Source organism: Miltoncostaea oceani (genome assembly GCF_018141545.1).
In the GTDB taxonomy this organism is placed as follows: domain Bacteria; phylum Actinomycetota; class Thermoleophilia; order Miltoncostaeales; family Miltoncostaeaceae; genus Miltoncostaea; species Miltoncostaea oceani.
On the sequence record NZ_CP064356.1, the window covers coordinates 1,442,382 to 1,459,943 of the forward strand.

Sequence of the window (17,562 nt, forward strand, 5' to 3'; positions counted from 1 at the left end):
ATGGGCCCGGTCGCCATCATCGGCGTCGGGCTCATGGGAGGGTCCCTCGGCCTCGCGCTCCGCGGTCTGGAGGGGGTCGAGGTGCGGGGCTCCGACCCCGACCCCGAGGCCCTGCGGGTCGCCCTCGCCGTGGGGGCGGTCGGCACGGCCTGCGCCTCGGTGGAGGAGGCCGTCGACGGCGCCGACGCCGTGGTGCTCGGCGCACCCGTCACGGAGCTCGCCCCGCTCGCGCGGCGCGTCCTGGCGGCCACCCCGTCCGGCTGCGTCGTCACCGACCTCGGCTCGACGAAGGCGGGGGTGCTCGGCGCCCTGACGGCGACCGAGCGCGAGCGGTTCATCGGAGGGCACCCGGTCTGCGGCGCCGAGCGCACCGGCGTGGCGTTCGCCCGCAAGGAGCTCTTCCGGGGCGCGACGTGGTTCCTGACGCCGGGGCCCGAGGCGCGGCCCGAGCTGTTCGAGCGCCTCCACGGCCTCGTCTCGGCCGTCGGCGCACGGCCCGTCGCCATCGACGCCACGGTCCACGACCGCCTGATGGCCCTCGTGTCGCACGTCCCCCACGTGCTGGCGGGCGCGCTCGTCAACCAGGCCGCGGCGACGGCCCCCGAGGGCCGCGAGGCCCTGCGCTCGGCGGGGCCCTCGTTCCACGACCTCACCCGCGTCGCCGGGTCGAACCCGCCGCTCTGGGCGGACATCCTGCTCGCCAACACCGCGGCCGTGACGGAGGCGCTGGAGGCGTTCACGGCCCGCCTCGACGACGTCCGCGCCGCGCTGGCGCGGGGCGACCGGGAGTGGCTGCTCGGCTTCGTCGGCGAGGCCGCCACGGCCCGCGCCCGCCTGCGCGAGCCCGCGGCCACCGGCCCCGTCGCGCCCGTCCGGGTCGTCGTCGCGGTGCCGAACCGGCCGGGGGCGATCTCCGAGATCGCGACGGCCCTCGGCCACGCGCACATCAACATCGAGGACCTGGCGACCCGTCCCGCGATGCCGGGCGGCGAGGGTGAACTGGTGCTGGTGGTCGACGGCCCCGAGGCGGCGGCCGAGGCCGTGCGGCTCGTGGGGGAGCGGGGCTACGTCGCGGCGGTGGGCACCCTCAGCGTGTAGCCCGACGGCACCGGTGGCTCGGCGGCGCCGGTCACCCGCGTCAGCAGGTAGTCGAGCCAGTCGATCAGGTCGGGATCACCGAAGTAGCCGGTGTGGGAGCCGGAACCCGCGATGCAGACGTCGATGCGATCGACGGGGAGCCCCGGCGACGGGAAGTCGCGCCGCCGGGTCCCCCACATCTGCCGGTTGGCCCGCTCGGAGGTCGGTGGCTCGAAGACCGCCCGCCCGATGTAGTCCCGCGGCCGGTAGGCGTTGACCCACGCACGATCGAGGAGCGCGATCCGGGCCTCCACGCCCGCGTCGCCCGGCCACGTGTACTGACCGGGCAGCCGCTCCTCGTACGTCTGGCGGATCGGGCAGCCGAAGGTGAGGACGCCCACCGGCACGGACGCCAGATGCGACTGCGGCTCGATCTCCTCCCACGGGCGGATCCCGTAGGTGCCGCCGGGCTCGGCGTCGCGGCGGTGCTCGTCGCCGAACAGGGTGGCGAGGGTGTACATGGAGCCCTGGCTGTGGGCGGCGAAGACGACGTGCGTGTACCCCTCCTGCCCGACCCGCCGGAGCAGGCACCGGTAGCGCGCGATCGTCCGCGACCGGACACCGTCGCCGTCCCCGTCGATGCGGAGGTAGGTCGCGACGTCGTACGGGATGTCGAGGAAGGTCCGCAGGGCCTTGAGGGCTCCCCCGACGTCGTCCTTGTACTGCCGGGGGTCCAACGGGAGCGCACGCGCGAGCACGAGGCCCCCGAGGATGAGCGTGCCGGTCAGGGCCCAGACGCTCGGCGGGATGTCCGCGAACAGGTCGTCGACCCACCCGGGGGCGTCGGGCCCGGTCGGATCGCGTGGATCGACGACGAGGTAGCAGATGATCGTCAGGGCGGAGCCGACGAGGCCGAGCACCGCGACGATGCCCGCCCCCCAGATGCCGCCGAGGGCGCCCAGGACCCAGTCGAGGCGCGCCCCCGGGCGGTGGCGGCGCCGCCCGTCCACCTCCCCCCGGAGCCACTCCGGTTTGAGGACGAGCAACCAGAGACCGGCGATCCCGGCGACCACGAGCAGCACGATCATCAGGGGCACGAGGGGGAGCATCGTGTCCTCCAGCACATCCTGTGCCCAGGTCGTGGGAGCGACGCCGACGTCGTCCTCCACCTCCGCCGTCGCATCGGCCAGCGCCTGCGCCTCGTCCTCGTCCGCCGCGATCGCGGCGAGGGCGTCCGGGTCGCCCCCGCGTGCGACGACGCCGGGTCGGCGGGCGGATGCGACCGCCATCGCGGCCTCCGCCTGCTCCAGCCGTTGCGGGATGGCGTCGGCGAGGGACGCCTCCCACCTGACGGGGGTCTCTCCGCAGTCCTGTCCCCAGGTCCAGTCCGCCGCCCCGTCGAAGCACCGGAGATCCGGCGCCGGCGCCCCCCACGTGGCGTCCTCCGCGCTCGTGAAGGCCACCGCACCGATGCCCGCGACGAGGATCGTCCCGAGGAGGGCGACCAGCAACGGGCTCAGCACCGATGTCGCGATGCTGGTGAACGAGGCCCGGAGCGCGACGGCGTCGCGGTGCGACAGGAAGTGGACGAGGAGCGCGACCACCGTGGCCGCGACGATCACCGCCGCCCCCAGCCACGCGGGACGCACGGCGAAACCCGCCACGGCGATCACGGTCTGACCCAGTCCACCCTCGACGGATCCCGCGGCGACGATCCGCCACACGCACAGCCCCACACCCGCGAGGAACAGCATCCAGGTCGTCCAGCGCGCTCCGACGGGGCGCAGCCGGCCGTCGTACGTCCAGCCTCCGTTCCCGAGCCCCTTCCCGAGCGCCAGCACCGCCATGCCCCCGAGGCCGAAGACCGAGACGGCCGCCATCCAGTCGGGGATGCCGAGGGGCTCATCGACCGCGAGCCAGAGCGCCGTGCCGGCCAGGGCGGCCATCAGGGTCACGGGGATGACGATGGCGGCCGCCCACCAGGAGGCGATGTTCATGCCGAGGTTCGCGATCCGCTGGCGACGGCCCCCCCGGGGCGGCGTCGCCTCCATGCCCGCGGTCGCGATCTGGAGGGCGAGGCCGAACGCGGCGCCGAAGAAGGCGCGGAGCCCGTTGCCCGGGAAGCTCGAGAGGTCGGACCACCGCATCTCGACCAGGTCGATCTCGGTCCCGTCGTGCCGCACGAGCCTCCGGCGTTCGGCGTCGTACCTCTCGCCCCGCCGCGACCGCTCCGACGGCACCTCGACGGTCAGCGGGGGGTGGGTCGCCGCCCCATCCGGCGTGGGCATCCAGCGGTAGCCGCGGGCATCCGTCGTCAGGCGCTCCGCGACCTGCGTCACGGCCTCGCCGGCCGGGTGGTCGCCGACACCCGGCACCACGATCACGGCGATCCGGTTCGCGGGGGGCGGCGGCGTGGGGGGCACGACGACGCGACCCTATTGCGGTCCGGTCCCTTACGCCACAAAGGGGACTCGTGCCGCCGGCGCGGGCGGCCGATGGGATGTGTGTCGAACCCCGCACGAGGACGCCGATGATCCGCCGCAGCCTTCCGCTGGTCGCCCCCCTCCTGTTCTGCGCGTGCGTGCTCGGCGCGATCGCGGCGCCCGCCCGGCACGCGGCGCCGCCCGCGCCGCGCACGCTGCCCGTGGCCGTCGAGGCGACCGCGGCCGGGTGGGACGCGGCCCGCGGGGCCCTGGTGCTGACGGAGGTCGCGCCCGTCCGGGGCGCGCGGCCCGCCCGGAGGGCGCTGCGCGCGGTCCGCCGCCTGCCCGCCGCCGTGACCCCCACGACGGTGATCGTCGCGGAGGACGAGGAGGGGTACCGCGAGCGGCTGACGCCCGACGAGCTGGTGGCCGAGCTCGACGCCGCCGAGGACGAGGTGCTCGCCGAGGTGTCGGGGCGCCTGCGGCTGCCCGCCGCGCGCGGCGGGCGCCCGGCGGCCGGCGCGCGGCCCACGCTGACCGCGGCGAGGATCGTGGTCCACCTGCCCCCGCCCGCGGAGGGCGACGACCCCTATGGCGACGACATCGGCGCCCTCCCGGGCGACGAGGGGATCGACGACGAGCCGCTGATCGACCCGGACGACCCGGACCTCGACGGGTAGCGCGGGCCCTACTTGCGGAGGTCGGCCGCCAGGTCGGCCGCCGTCACCGACCCGGGCGCGATGTTCGCCGCCGTCAGGCCCGACTCGATGCGGGCGGTCAGGGCGTTGAGCCGGCGGATCGCCGCCTGGCCGATCCGCTGGTCGATGAGGAGCTGCCCGGCCGTGACGCGCACGCGCGACGGGTCGCCCCCGGTGCGGGCCGCGATGCGGGTGACCGACGCCGCCGGCGCCGGCGCGACGGCGCGGGCGCTCAGCACCGCGAGGCCGCCGTTGAGCTTGTCCTGCGTGACCTGGCCGTCGCGGACGTCGCCGCCGGTCAGCCGGCCGGCGAAGCGCTCCTGCAGCCCGTTCGCGCGGCGCACCGCCGCCTGGGCGACCCGCTGGTTGATCAGGAACTGCCCGGCGGTGAGCTCGAAGCGGGCGTTCGGCTTGGCGACGGGCGCGGCGACGGTCACGGGCCGGGGCGCCGGCAGGGTGAGGGCCTGCACCTGTGGCAGGGCGCCCGTCGTGATGCCGGAACCGAGCTGCTTCGTGCCGATCGCGCCGCCGCAGAGGTCGCCCGTTACGAGCCCGGCGTCGATCCACGACTGGACCGCGTTGGCGCGTCGGACCGCCGCCTGGAAGATGCGCTGGTTGATGCGCAGCTGCGCCGTGGTCACGGCGACCCGCGCGGCGCCGGCCGGGTCGGGGACGGCGGCCGGGGCGGCGACGGTGGGCAGGCACCGCTCCGCGCTGCTGATCGCGACGCCCGGGGCCGCCGGCGGCGCCGGCGTCTGGGGGGCGGGGGCCGGGGCCCCGTCGGCCGCCCGGATGCGGAGGGTGACGCCGTTCAGGGTCCCGGTGTCGCCGGCCGCGGCGTCCGTCACGCGGAGCGTCCAGACGCCGTTCGGGTCGCTGCCGATGAACGCCGCGAGCGCGCCCTCGGGCACGACGGGGCCCGACGCGGACGCGGTCGTGGTGACGAGGGCCGGCGCGGAGTCGTCGAAGGCACGCCCGACGTAGAAGCCCGTCGGCCCGTCGTTGCGGGTGCTGATCACGGCGGTCTGCCCAGCGGGTCCGGTGAGCCGGATCTCGAGGTCGCCCGGCACGTCGTGGACGATGTCCGCTACGACGTCGAGGTCCCACAGGTAGGGCTTCGCGCCCGCGACGGTGACCTGCTTCACGGCCGATGCCGTCGCGTCGTCGGGGATCTCCACCAGCCCGCCGGCGCTCGTGTGCTCCGTCGCCGTCGTCGGCGGCACGGCGTCCTGGGTGGCGAGCCGCAGCTCCCAGCTCTCGAGCGTGCCTCCGTCCTGGGGGGTGCCCGGGTCGCCGTCGTCCACGTCCCGGACGTCCCGGACGCGCAGCGTCCAGGTGCCCGCCGGGTCCTCGCCCACGAACGCGCCGAGGGCACCCTCGGGCACCAGGGTCGCGGCCGCGCCCGCCGGTGCGGGGTAGGGGCCGTCGGAGGCGAGCAGCCCGGCCGAGTCGTCCCACAGGGTGCCGTCGAACGCGTCGTCCGAGCCGCCCGCGGCGCCCGGGCCCACGACCAGCGCGACGGTCGTCCCGGCCGGCGAGGTCAGCGAGATGTCGAGGTCGCCCGAGGCGGTGTGCGTGATGACGGTCCGCACGTCCACGTCCCGGATGACGTCCTGCGCGCCCGCGGGGACCTCGATGGTCGACACCGTGGCGGGTGAGGTCGCGAAGGGGCCGATGGGCAGGCCGCTCCCCGCGCCGTCGGACTGCTGCGTCAGCGTGCCGGAGGCGACCCCCGCGGGTGGCCCCGGTGCGACCGCGGCGGCGGGGCCGGCGACCGCGAGGGCCCCCCCGATCGCGAGCGTCCCGCCCAGTGCGAGGTGCCTGGCCATGCGACTGCGTACCCTCATGTCCTCTCCCGACTGTCGTTGTGCGACCCGCCGATACTCCCCGTCGGTGGGGCCCGGCGCACGGCGGCCGGGTCCCCGGGGGTGCCCGGCGACGGGCTAGGAGGTCTCCTCGAGCAGGGGCAGCAGGGCCCGCGACAGGGCCCCGCCGCGCCAGGCGAGCGGCGACTCGCCCGGCTCCTCGATGAGGTACCGGGCGCCCGGGATGCGACGGACGTACTCCTCGGCGACGGCGACGGGGTGGTCGGGGTCGGCGTCGTCCCGGCTGCCGACGACGACGGTCGGGACCGCGACGCCCTCCAGGGCCTCCATGCCGTCGAAGGCGGCGGAGCGCGGGATGGCGCGCAGGGCGTCGGCGACCGCCTGCGGGTGGTCGTGGCGCCCGAGGCGCTGGAGGATCACGGTGCGCACCGCGTCGCGGTAGCGCTCGGACAGGGTGAGGGGCCCGAGCGCCTCGAGGAACCCCTCGGGCCCGCCCCGCTCGAGCCCGGCGGCACGGGCGTCCCAGCGGTCGAGGTCGGGGCTCGGGTGGCCGCGGTGGGCGGGGGTGACGATGGCGAGGGCACGCACCCGCTCCGGGTGGCGCAGCGCGACGGCGACGGCGGTGGCCGACCCCATCGACTGCCCGATGAGCGCCGCCCGTTCGATGCCGAGGGCGTCGAGCACGGCGACCGCGTCGGCGGCGAGCTCGTCGTAGTCGTAGCGATCCGGCGCCGGTGCGGGTGACGAGGCGCCGTGCCCGCGGGCGTCGTGCTGGACGACGCGGTACCCGGCCCGCTCGAGCAGGCGCGAGCCGTGCACGACGTAGCGCCGCGTCGCGGTCAGGCCGTGCAGCAGGAGGACCGCCGGGCCCTCGCCCGCCTCCTCCCCGCGCAGCGTGGTCCCGTCGCGTCCGACCTCGAACGTCGCGGGCGGCTCCTGCGTGCTCACGCCGCGCTCAGGCGGCGAGGGGGAGTGGCGTCGCGCACTCCGGGCAGTACGGCTCGCCGGCGCCGTCGTCGGGCTCGCCGTCGGCGCGCAGCCAGACGACCGCCAGGTCATCGACCGGGGAGCGGCACTCGTGACAGGGGAAGGTGTCCATGGGTGCAGGATGACGGGCCCGCCGGACGGCGGGCGCGTGTGCTTCGATGCGACCGTGGACGTGCCCCCTCCCGCCGAACGCGCCGCGGCCGAGGCGGCGCTCGGCCACCCGGTGTCGCACCTGCTGCCCGCCGCGGACGGCCTCCCGACGGTCGCGGCGTCGGTGGCCGGCGACCCGCCCCGGGCCCGCGTGGCGTGGGTCCGCGCCGACGGTGCCGTGGTGGTCCGCGTGGCGTGCCCGCCGGGGCGCCCGAGCCGCTGGCGGCCGGTGGTCGCCGCCGTCGTCGAGATCGCGACGCCCGGCCTCGATGACCGCGTGCTCGTGGCCCGCGCCGCACCGGAGGCGTCGTCGGTGCGGCCCGTCCTCGCGAGCGAGGCGCCGGGCGACGCGGTGCCCGTCGCCGGCGACGGGCTCGCGCTGGCGCGCCTGCCGGCGGGCGTCGCGGTGCTCGGCGTCGACGCCCTCGACGCGTCGGGTGAGCCCATCGGCCGCCTCGACCGGCCGGGGTTGTCGGAGCTGCGCTCGGAGGGCGCCGGCGTGAGCGGTCGCCTCGGGTCGACGCACGGGATGGGCGCCGGCATCGGCGGGGGCCGCTGGGCGCCCGGCCTGGCGGAGGCCGCCTTCGAGGCCGGCTACGCGATGCGGCTGCCGGAGTGGACGCCGCCGGGGATGGAGCGGGGGAGGCCCCGCGTGGAGCCGGACGTCTCCTACCCCGCCGCGCCGCCCGCCCTGGTCATCGCCTGGAACGGCGCGGACGGCTCGCGGGTGCTGCTGCGCCAGGCGCCCGCGCCCCTCGCGAGCCCCGACGGGGGCGGTCGCGACGCGACGGAGGTCGACGTCGGCGGCGTGACGGGGGTGCTGCGCGGCCGGATGCTCGTCACCCTCGTGTGGGAGACGCCGACTCGCGCCTTCGGCCTGCAGGTGCGGGGGATGGAGGGCGCCCGGGGCGTCGCGCTCAGGGTCGCGCGCTCGATCCCGCCCGGCGACCCGGGGCCCGCGACCGCCGGGGCGGGGCCGCTGCTCTAGGCTTCGGCGCGATGGCGGTCGTCCGGGTTGCACCTGTCCCCCTGCTCCGCGGCACCGTCGAGGTGCCGCCGGACAAGTCGCTGACCCACCGCGCCCTCATGCTCGCGGCGCTCTCGGACCGCCGCGTGCGGATCGGCCGGCCGCTCGACTCGGCCGACACCGCCGCCACGCTCGCCGCCGTCGAGGCCTGCGGGGCCGAGGCCACCGGCCACCTGGGCGAGGAGGTCGTCATCACCGGCCGCGGCCTGCGCGGCCTGCGCCCGCCGCCCGCGATCGACTGCGCGAACGCCGGCACGCTGATGCGGCTGTTCGCCGGGGTGCTGGCCGGCCAGGCCGCCGCGCACGTGGTCATGGACGGCGACGAGTCCCTCCGCACCCGCCCCATGACGCGCATCGCGCGCCCGCTGCGTGCCATGGGGGCCCAGGTGTTCACCGCCCCCGGCGGCACCCCTCCGCTCGTGGTCAGCGGCGGCGCGGCGCTGACCGGCATCACGCACCGCCTCGACGTGGCGAGCGCCCAGGTCAAGAGCTGCCTGCTGCTCGCGGGCCTGTTCGCGGAGGGGACGACCTGGGTCCACGAGCCGTCGTTGTCGCGCGACCACACCGAGCGGATGCTGGAGGCCGCCGGCGTGGCGCTGCTGCGCGAGGGCGGCGCCGTCGGCGTGACGGGCCCGGTCACGGGTCTCGCGCTGCCCGACCTCGACGTGCCGGGGGACTTCTCGTCGGCCGCGCCGCACCTGGTGGCCGGGGCGTTGCTCGGCGACCCCGAGGTGCGCCTCGCCGGCGTCAACCTGAACCCGGCGCGCACCGGCCTGCTCGCCGTGATGCGGCGCATGGGCGTCGAGATCGCCGAGGAGTCCGCGTCCCCCGTCGCCGGGGAGCCGTGCGGCACCCTCGTCGTGCGCCGCACCGACGGCCTGCGCGCCACCGAGGTGGCGCCGGAGGAGGTGCCGTCGATGATCGACGAGCTGCCCCTCGTCGGCGTGCTGGGCGCGATGGCCACCGGGACGACGGTGGTGCGCGGCGCGGCCGAGCTGCGGGTGAAGGAGAGCGACCGCATCGCCACGGTCGTCGGCGCCCTGCGCGCCCTCGGCGCCGACGCGCGCGAGCTCGAGGACGGGTTCGAGGTGACCGGCTCCGGCCGGCTCGCCGGCGGGGCGATGGAGTCGTCGGGCGACCACCGCCTCGCGATGCTCGGCGCCGTCGCCGGCCTCGTCAGCGAGCAGGGCGTGGTCGTGGGGGGCTTCGACGCCGTCGCGGTCTCGTACCCGCGCTTCGCCCGTGACCTCGCGGGCCTGGGGGCCGTCCCCGCGTGATCGTGGCGATCGACGGGCCCGCCGGCGCGGGCAAGAGCACCGTCGCGCGCACCGTCGCGCGTCGCCTCGGGGTCGCCTACCTCGACACGGGGGCCATGTACCGCGCCATCACGTGGCTGGCGCGCGAGCGCGCCGTCGCCCCGTCCGACGCCGCGGCGCTGGCGGCCCTCGCCCGGGACTTCCCGATCGAGATCGAGCCGACCGACGATGGCGACCGGGTGCGCGTGGACGGCCGCGACGTGACGCGGGAGATCCGGATGCCGGAGGTCGCGGCGGACGTCTCCGAGGTCTCCGCCCACCCCGGGGTGCGCGACGAGGTCGTCGCCGCCCAGCGGGCGCTGCTCGCCGAGGGCTCGTGGGTCTCCGACGGCCGGGACGTCGGCTCCGTCGTCTGCCCGCACGCCGACGTGAAGGTGTTCCTCACCGCGACCCTGGAGGAGCGCGCCCGCCGCCGCCGCGCCGACCTCGCGCGGCGCGGGGTCGAGGTCGACGAGGCGACGATCCTGGAGGACGTCCGCCGGCGCGACCACCTGGACAGCACCCGCGCCACGAGCCCCCTCCGGGTCGCCGAGGGTGCCATCGTGATCGACTCGTCGGACCTCGAGGCCGACGACGTCGCCGACCTCGTGGTGCAGCTCGTGCGCGACCTGGGGGACGGGAGTGTCTAAGCTGGACTTCGACGAGGCCCCCGTGATCACCCGTGGATGGTGGATCGCGGGGCACGTGATCCTCGTCCCCCCGATCCGGGGACCGCTGCGCCTGAAGGTCCGCGGCCGGGAGAACATCCCCCCGCACGGCGCCGTGCTCGTCGTCTCGAACCACATCTCCCAGATCGATCCGCCCGTTCTGGGCGTCGCGGCGCTGCCGCGCAGGAGCCACTACATGGCCAAGGCCGAGCTCTTCCGGATCCCCCTGCTGCGGCGGATCGTCTACCGCATGGGCGCGTTCCCCGTGGAGCGGGGCGGCGCCGACCGGCGGGCCCTGCGCGTCGCGCGCGACGTGCTCGGACGGGGCGACGTCCTCCTCATGTTCCCCGAGGGGACGCGGTACACCGACGGGCGCCTGCGCCCCGGTCTGCCGGGGGCGGGGTCGCTCGGCCTGGAGCCGGGGGTCACCGTCGTGCCCGCGGCGATCTGGGGCAGCCACAAGCTCTTCCGGAAGGTGAGCGTGGTCTTCGGGCCGCCGATCGACCTGTCCGACATCGAGGGCGGCCCGCGCAGCGCGCGGTCCCGCACCGCCGCCGACCGGATGATGGCGGCCATCGCCGCGCTCATCCCCGTCGCGGGCGGCCCCCACACCGACCCGCCGGGGCACGTCGATGGGTGACGCCTCCGAGCGCGCACGCTGGCGTCCGCGCCGCGTCCACCAGGGCAGCACCCTCTCCGGCGACCAGCCGACGGTGGCGATCGTCGGCTACCCGAACGTCGGCAAGTCGACCCTGTTCAACCGGCTCGCCGGGCGCCGCGACGCCGTCGTCGACGCCGTGGCGGGGGTCACCCGCGACCGGCGCCAGGCGGGCGCCGAGTGGAACGGCCGCGCCTTCCAGCTCCTCGACACCGGCGGCATCGACGAGGCCGACCCGAGCTCGGTCGGCAAGCAGATCGCCGCCCAGGCGCTGCGCGGCGTCGACGAGGCCGACCTCGTGCTGTTCGTCGTCGACGTGCAGACCGCGCCGACGGCGGGCGACCTCGAGGTGCTCGACCGCCTCCGCCGCGCGGACCGCCCGCTGATGCTCGTCGCGAACAAGGTCGACGACGCGGCCCGGGAGGCGACGGCGCAGAACCTCCGCAGCCTCGGGCTCGGCGACGTCCACGCCGTCTCCGCCCAGCACGGCCGCGGCATCGGCGACCTCCTCGACGCCCTCGTCGAGGCGCTCCCCGAGGCGCCGCTCTCCGACGTCGAGCGCGAGCGGGTCCCGGCGCTCTGCATCATCGGGCGCCCCAACGTCGGCAAGAGCTCCATCCTGAACGCGCTGCTCGGAGAGGACCGGGTCGTCGTCCACGACCGTCCCGGCACGACCCGCGACCCGATCGACACGCTGATCGAGGTCGACGGGCGCCAGCTCGTCCTCATCGACACCGCCGGCCTGCGCCGCCGCGGGCAGATGGCGGAGGACGTGGAGCACTACAGCCAGATCCGCGCGATCCAGGCCGTGGAGCGCAGCGACGTCGCCCTGGTGGTCGCCGACGCGACGGAGGGGCTCACCGAGGCCGACCTCTCGGCGGTGGACCGCGCGGCGCACGCCCACTGCGCCACGCTGCTCGTCATCAACAAGTGGGACGCCGCCCAGCCCGACCTCGACCACATCCGCGGGCGGCTGCGCTCCAAGTCGCGCCAGCGCCCGCCGATCGAGGTCTGCTCCGCCGAGACGGGGGAGGGCCTCCACCGCCTCATCCCGGCCGCCCTGCGGCTCGAGGAGCGGTACCGCTCGCGCATCTCGACGCGCGACCTCAACGAGGCGCTCCGCGAGCTCGCCGAGGAGCGCCCCGGCCCGCGCAAGGCCCAGCGCCGCCTGTCGCTGCGCTACCTGGTCCAGACGGGGGAGGCGCCGCCGACGTTCCGCCTCGACGTCAACGACCGCGGCCTCATGACCCGCGACTACGGGTTCTGGCTCGAGAACCGCCTGCGGCAGCGGTTCGACCTGGACGGCGTGCCGGTCGACATCGAGGTCCGCAGCCGCCGCTGAGGGCCGGGGCCGGCCCCGCCGGACTGAACCGTCCCTTTACCCCGTGGGCAGCGGTGGATCCGGGGTCCGTTGCTACTGTCGGAGACGGCCGCGCGACCGCACACCCGACCCGGAGGTCCCATCGGATGGCCGTCCAGATCCTGGAGAGACTGCGCCGACACCGGCCCGTCATCCTCATGACGAGTGCCGTCGCCGGCGCCGCCATCGCGGTGAGCGGTTGCGGCGGTGACGCCGAGCCCTCGACGGGCGCGGCCGCCGGCGAGATCGCCTCGTACGTCCCCGCGGGGAGCCCGGTGTACGTCGAGGCCACCACCGACTTCGACGGTCCCCAGTGGACCCAGGTGGACGCCCTCGCGAAGCTGTTCCCCGCCTACCCCGAGCTGCGCGCCCAGATCGAGGAGTCGCTGCGCGGCGAGGACGTGGACTTCGAGACCGAGGTGAAGCCGCTCCTCGGCGAGCGCGCCGCCATCGCCGGCCTCGACCTGCCGGACGCGGGCGAGGTCCAGGGCTCGATCACGTCGGGTCAGCCCGGCGCGGCGGCCGCGGCGGCCGACGACACCGAGTTCGTCGGCGTCGTCGAGATCGCGGACGGCCAGGAGGCGGCGCTCGAGGCGCTGCTGGTGAAGGAGGGCGCGACGGCCGCCGGCGAGCGCGACGGCGCCCGGCTCTACACCGACGACGACACCGCCCTCGCGGTGGCCGACGGCGTCCTCATCGTGTCCGACACCCCCGAGCAGGTCGCGCTCGCCCTCGACGCCCACGCGGCCGGCGGCGACAAGACCCTCGGCGGCACCGAGAAGTTCACCGAGGCGCTCGCCAAGCTCCCGGCCGACGTCTTCGGCCAGGCCTACATCGACATCGGCGCGCTCGTGCAGGCCGCCGGCAACGAGAACCCCCAGGTCGCCCAGCTCGGCCTCGCCGACTACCAGAACGCCGTCATGGCGGCGTCGCTCGCCGCCGAGCCCGAGGGCGCGCGCGTCAAGGGCGTCGTGATGGGCGTGCCGGACCCCGGCACCGCCTCCTTCTCGCCGACCCTCACCGACAAGGCCCCCGCCGACGCGATCGCCTACCTCGGCTTCTCGGACCTGTCGAACACCGTCACGACGACCCTCGACCAGATCCGCGCGTCGCAGAGCGAGGAGGCCCGCAGCCAGATCGACGCGGTCGGCGGCCAGCTGCCCGCCCTGCTCGGCGTCACGCTCGACGACCTCTCCGCCCTCACGAGCGGCGAGCACGCGATCGTCGTGACCTCCGGCGACCCCGACCCCGGCGCGGTGCTCGCGCTGAAGGTCGAGGACGGCGCCCGCGCGACGCAGACCCTCGACGCCCTGCGCGCCGGCGTCCCGCAGCTCCTGCGGACCTTCAGCCCGGACACCACGCTGCCGCAGTGGCAGCAGGTCCCGCTCGCCGCGGGCGTCCAGGGCTGGCGCCTGCCGCTCTCCCCCGAGGCCGGCGTGGTGTACGGCGTGGACGGCGACCTGGCGCTCATCGGCACCAGCGTCCCCGCGGTCACCGCGGTGCAGCGCCCCACGGCGCCGCTCTCGGGCTCCGACGACTACCGCGCGGCCGTCAGCGGGATGCCCGACGAGGTCACCTCGGTGATGTTCGTCAACATCGAGCAGGCGATCGCGGCGGCCCGCAAGCTCGGGGCCCTCGAGGACGCGCCCGCCGAGGCGCTCGCCAACCTCCGGCCGCTCAAGAGCCTCACGGCCTGGAGCACCGGCGGCGACACCCCGACGTTCGAGGTGTTCCTCCGGGTCACCGGCTAGCACCCCGCCCCGCACGCACCATCCGGCGGCCGTCCGGCCCCCTCCACGGGGGGCGGGCGGCCGCCGTCGTTCCCGGGGCCGGGGGGCGCGGAGGCCGCTGGTATGCTCGCCGTCGCCCGACGCCCGGAAGGAGCCGTACACGCATGGCTGAGCACCTGTTCACCTCGGAGTCCGTGACCGAGGGGCACCCCGACAAGATCGCCGACCAGATCTCGGACGGTGTCCTCGACGCGGTGCTGACGGACGACCCGCTCGGCCGCGTGGCCTGCGAGACGCTGATCACGACGGGCCAGGTGATGGTGGCCGGGGAGATCTCGACGACGACCTACGTCGACATCCCCTCCATCGTCCGGTCGACGATCCGCACCATCGGCTACACCCGCGCCAAGTACGGCTTCGACGCGGAGACCTGCGGCGTCTCCGTCGCGCTCGACGAGCAGAGCCCCGACATCGCCCAGGGTGTCAACACCGCCCTCGAGGCCCGCGGCAACGCCGGCGCCGACCCGTACGACCTGCAGGGCGCCGGCGACCAGGGCCTCATGTTCGGTTACGCCAGCGACGAGACGCCCGAGCTGATGCCGCTGCCGATCACGCTCGCGCACCGCCTGTGCGAGCGCCTCGCCGCCATGCGCCGCGAGACAATGAAGTACCTGCGTCCGGACGGGAAGTCCCAGGTCACGGTCCGCTACGTGGACGGGGTCCCGACCGAGGTCGTCTCGGTGGTGCTCTCCACCCAGCACGCCCCCGACATCTCGGGCGAGCTGCTCCGCGACGAGGTCATCAGCCAGGTCGTGAAGCCGGTCCTCGAGGACTTCGGCTTCTGGCGCCAGGGCATCGACTTCTACATCAACCCGACCGGCATCTTCGTCGTCGGCGGCCCCCTCGGCGACGCGGGCCTCACGGGCCGCAAGATCATCGTCGACACCTACGGCGGCATGGCCCGCCACGGCGGCGGCGCCTTCAGCGGCAAGGACCCCTCGAAGGTCGACCGCTCCGCCGCCTACGCGGCCCGCTGGGTGGCGAAGAACGTCGTCGCCGCCGGCTTCGCCCGTCGCTGCGAGCTGCAGGTGGCCTACGCCATCGGCGTCGCGCACCCCGTGTCCGTCTCCGTCGAGACGTTCGGCACCGAGACCCGCTCGCCCGAGCTGATCGCCCAGTGGATCGACGAGAAGTTCGACCTGCGCCCCGGCGCGATCGTCGAGAAGCTCGACCTGCGCCGGCCGATCTACCAGAAGACCGCCGCGTACGGCCACTTCGGCCGCACCGACCCGGACTTCACCTGGGAGGACACGTCCATCGGCCGCGAGGCCGGCGGACGCCTCGCCGCCAGCGCCTGACGCCGGGGAGGCCCCCGTCCGACAGAGCGGCGCACCGGCCCTCGCACCGCCTCCGGCGGCGGCGACGGCGCGCGCCGCCCAGGTCCTCCCCCTGGTCGCCGCGCGCGGCCTGGACCGCATCCTCGACTACGCCGTCCCCGACGACCTCGGGGACGGCGTCGCGCCCGGTGCCCTCGTCGTCTGCCCCCTCGGGCCCCGCCGCGTGCTGGGCGTTGTGGTCGACCGCGCGCCGCCGACCCACGCCGGGCGGCTCGTGCCCCTCGCCGGGGTCGTCGCGGGCCCGCCGATCCCGGCGGAGCTGCTCGACCTCGCCCGGTGGATGGCTCGCTACTATCTGGCCCCGGTGGCGGCCTGCCTGCGCATGGTGCTGCCCCCCGGGGGCGGCGGGAGCCTGCGCCGCACCGGCGACGGCGGGTGGGATCTCGTCGCGCCCCCCGCGCCCCGGGAGCGCCTGGTGGCGCGCCTGGGCGACGGCGCCCGCGCCGGCTCGCCCCGGCGGCGCGCCGTGGCCGACGAGCTGGGACGCCGCGGCGGGGCGCTGCCCGCCGCCGAGCTCTGCCGCGTCGCCGCGACGACGATGGCGACGCTGCGGGCGATGGGGGAGGAGGGGGCGCTCGAGCTGGTGCGCGAGAGCGCGCCGCCCGACGCCCTGACGTCGGCCGGCGGCGTCGCGCCCGCGCGCGACGCGGCCCCGGTGCTGACCCCCGAGCAGTCCGCCGCCACCGCGGCCATCGCCGCCGCGATGGCCGGCGACGGGGGCCCGCTGCTGCTGCACGGCGTCACCGGCTCCGGCAAGACGGAGGTCTACCTCGACGCCATCGAGGGGGCCCGCCGATCGGGCCGCGGGAGCATCGTGCTCGTCCCCGAGATCGCCCTCACCCCCCAGCTGCTCGGCCGCCTCCGGGCACGGCTCGGGACCCGCGTCGCGATCTGGCACTCGGCGCTGACCCCGGCCGAGCGGGCCGCCGAGCACCGGCGGGTGCGCGAGGGCGAGGCGGACGTCGTGCTCGGGGCCCGCAGCGCCGTGTTCGCACCCGTCCCGCGACTCGGCCTGATCATCGTCGACGAGGAGCACGACCCCTCGTACAAGCAGGACGGCTCGCCCCGCTACGACGCCCGGCAGGTCGCCGCCCGCCGCGCCCGCGACGCCGGCGCGGCCGTGGTCTACGGCAGCGCCACGCCGCGCCCCGAGGCGTGGCACGCACTCACGCGGCATTCGCTGCCCCGGCGCGCCGACGGCTCCGCCCTCCCCACCGTCGAGATCGTGGACATGCGCCTGCAGGGGGCGGGGCCGGTGTCGCGCCCCCTCGCGCGGGCGCTCCACGAGGCCGCGGCGCGGGGCGAGAAGGCGATCGTGCTGGCCAGCCGCCGGGGGTTCTCCCTGATGGCCCTCTGCCGCGGCTGCGGCTGGATCGCCCGCTGCCCCGACTGCGACGTCGCCCTCGTCCAGCACGAGCGCCCCCGGCGGCTCGCGTGCCACCACTGCGGCCACGAGGAGCCGGTGCCGGGGGTCTGCCCGAGTTGCCACGCGGCGGAGATCGCCCGCCAGGGCACCGGCTCGCAGGGCGTCGAGGCGAGCCTGCGCCGCCTGGTGCCCGCCATGCGGATCGTGCGGATGGACGGGTCGAGCGCGTCCGGTCGCGGCGCGGTCGCCCGCCTGCTGGAGGAGTTCGCGCGTCCCGGGCCCGCGATCCTGCTCGGCACCCAGATGGTCGCGAAGGGCCACGACCTGCCCGACGTGACGGTCGCCGCCGCGGTCGACGCCGACGCGCCCCTCCAGTTCGCGGGGTTCCGCTCGGAGGAGCGGGCGTTCTCGCTGATCGTCCAGCTCGCCGGCCGCGCCGGCCGCCGCGGCGAGCCGGCGCGCGTGATCGTCCAGGCCTACGAGCCGCAGGCCCGGGCGGTGCAGCTCGGGGCGCGCCACGCGGTCGAGGAGTTCCTCGCCGGCGAGGTCGACCGCCGCCGCGCCCACCTGCTCCCGCCGTTCTCGCACCTCACCCGGGTCGTCGTGGACGGTGAGTCGCCCGAGGCCGTCGCCGCCGCGTCGGCCGCGCTGGCGTCCGCCGTCCGCGACGCCGCGCCCGCCGTCGCCGTGCTCGGCCCCGCGCCCCTGCACCGCCTGCGGGGGCGCACCCGGCGCGCGTTGCTGCTCCAGGCGCCGCGCGCCTCGGAGATGACCGGGCCGCTGCGGGACGTGCTGTCGGAGCACGACGCGGCGCTGCGGCGCGCGGGGGTCCGGGCGGTCGTGGACGTGGACCCCCAGGAGACGTGACGCCCGTGCCGGCCACGCCCCCGGACGGTCACG

General features: G+C 76.6%; 14 protein-coding genes. 10 read left to right on the forward strand and 4 right to left on the reverse strand.

Going from position 1 to position 17,562, the window contains the following annotated elements:
• Window positions 1-1,098 carry a prephenate dehydrogenase/arogenate dehydrogenase family protein gene (locus IU369_RS07360; protein ID WP_217923926.1) on the forward strand — a complete coding sequence of 366 codons (1,098 nt, stop codon included), beginning with the start codon at window positions 1-3 and terminating at the stop codon, window positions 1,096-1,098.
• On the opposite strand, the gene IU369_RS07365 is transcribed toward IU369_RS07360, so the two are convergent.
• The gene (locus tag IU369_RS07365; RefSeq protein WP_217923927.1) at window positions 1,065-3,500 is read right to left on the reverse strand and encodes a hypothetical protein; all 2,436 of its coding nucleotides are present in this window, start codon (window positions 3,498-3,500) and stop codon (window positions 1,065-1,067) included. The two genes, IU369_RS07360 and IU369_RS07365, sit on opposite strands and share 34 nt — an antisense overlap.
• A 107-nt stretch (window positions 3,501-3,607) precedes the next feature.
• Between IU369_RS07365 and IU369_RS07370 the strand changes: the two genes are divergently transcribed.
• The gene (locus IU369_RS07370) at window positions 3,608-4,180 is read left to right on the forward strand and encodes a hypothetical protein (protein WP_217923928.1); all 573 of its coding nucleotides are present in this window, start codon (window positions 3,608-3,610) and stop codon (window positions 4,178-4,180) included.
• Window positions 4,181-4,188: 8 nt separating this feature from the next.
• Here the strand turns inward: IU369_RS07370 and IU369_RS07375 are convergent, their stop codons facing one another.
• From IU369_RS07375 to IU369_RS07385, 3 genes are all read right to left on the reverse strand, one after another.
• A complete protein-coding gene (locus tag IU369_RS07375) occupies window positions 4,189-6,027 on the reverse strand; it encodes a proprotein convertase P-domain-containing protein (RefSeq protein WP_217923929.1) in 1,839 nt (612 codons plus the stop codon).
• 114 nt (window positions 6,028-6,141) lie between these two features.
• Entirely contained in the window at window positions 6,142-6,972 is an 831-nt protein-coding gene (locus tag IU369_RS07380) for an alpha/beta hydrolase (RefSeq protein ID WP_217923930.1), read from the reverse strand.
• A 7-nt stretch (window positions 6,973-6,979) separates the two neighbouring features.
• On the reverse strand, window positions 6,980-7,123 hold the full coding sequence (locus tag IU369_RS07385) for a hypothetical protein (RefSeq protein WP_217923931.1): 144 nt from the start codon (window positions 7,121-7,123) through the stop codon (window positions 6,980-6,982).
• Between the two features lie 9 nt (window positions 7,124-7,132).
• On the opposite strand from IU369_RS07385, the gene IU369_RS07390 reads away from it, so the two are divergent.
• The 8 genes from IU369_RS07390 to priA all read left to right on the forward strand — a co-directional run bounded on the left by IU369_RS07390 (window position 7,133) and on the right by priA (window position 17,529).
• Entirely contained in the window at window positions 7,133-8,149 is a 1,017-nt protein-coding gene (locus IU369_RS07390) for a hypothetical protein (protein ID WP_217923932.1), read from the forward strand.
• Between the two features lie 11 nt (window positions 8,150-8,160).
• Window positions 8,161-9,465, forward strand: a complete 1,305-nt coding sequence (gene aroA / locus IU369_RS07395) for a 3-phosphoshikimate 1-carboxyvinyltransferase (RefSeq protein ID WP_217923933.1) — start codon at window positions 8,161-8,163, stop codon at window positions 9,463-9,465.
• Window positions 9,462-10,133 carry a (d)CMP kinase gene (cmk, locus tag IU369_RS07400; RefSeq protein WP_217923934.1) on the forward strand — a complete coding sequence of 224 codons (672 nt, stop codon included), beginning with the start codon at window positions 9,462-9,464 and terminating at the stop codon, window positions 10,131-10,133. The genes aroA and cmk overlap by 4 nt, the downstream gene beginning before the upstream one ends.
• Complete coding sequence (locus tag IU369_RS07405; protein ID WP_217923935.1) at window positions 10,126-10,791, forward strand: lysophospholipid acyltransferase family protein; 666 nt, start codon at window positions 10,126-10,128, stop codon at window positions 10,789-10,791. The genes cmk and IU369_RS07405 overlap by 8 nt, the downstream gene beginning before the upstream one ends.
• Complete coding sequence (gene der / locus IU369_RS07410; RefSeq protein WP_217923936.1) at window positions 10,784-12,151, forward strand: ribosome biogenesis GTPase Der; 1,368 nt, start codon at window positions 10,784-10,786, stop codon at window positions 12,149-12,151. The genes IU369_RS07405 and der overlap by 8 nt, the downstream gene beginning before the upstream one ends.
• Window positions 12,152-12,276: 125 nt before the next feature.
• Window positions 12,277-13,920 (forward strand): DUF3352 domain-containing protein, encoded by a 1,644-nt coding sequence (locus IU369_RS07415; RefSeq protein WP_217923937.1) that lies wholly within the window; start codon window positions 12,277-12,279, stop codon window positions 13,918-13,920.
• A gap of 143 nt (window positions 13,921-14,063) precedes the next feature.
• Window positions 14,064-15,257: a methionine adenosyltransferase gene (gene metK / locus IU369_RS07420; RefSeq protein WP_217923938.1), complete on the forward strand. Its 1,194-nt coding sequence runs from the start codon at window positions 14,064-14,066 to the stop codon at window positions 15,255-15,257.
• Between the two features lie 109 nt (window positions 15,258-15,366).
• Window positions 15,367-17,529: a replication restart helicase PriA gene (gene priA, locus IU369_RS07425; RefSeq protein ID WP_281426232.1), complete on the forward strand. Its 2,163-nt coding sequence runs from the start codon at window positions 15,367-15,369 to the stop codon at window positions 17,527-17,529.
• The last annotated feature ends 33 nt before the right edge of the window (window positions 17,530-17,562 follow it).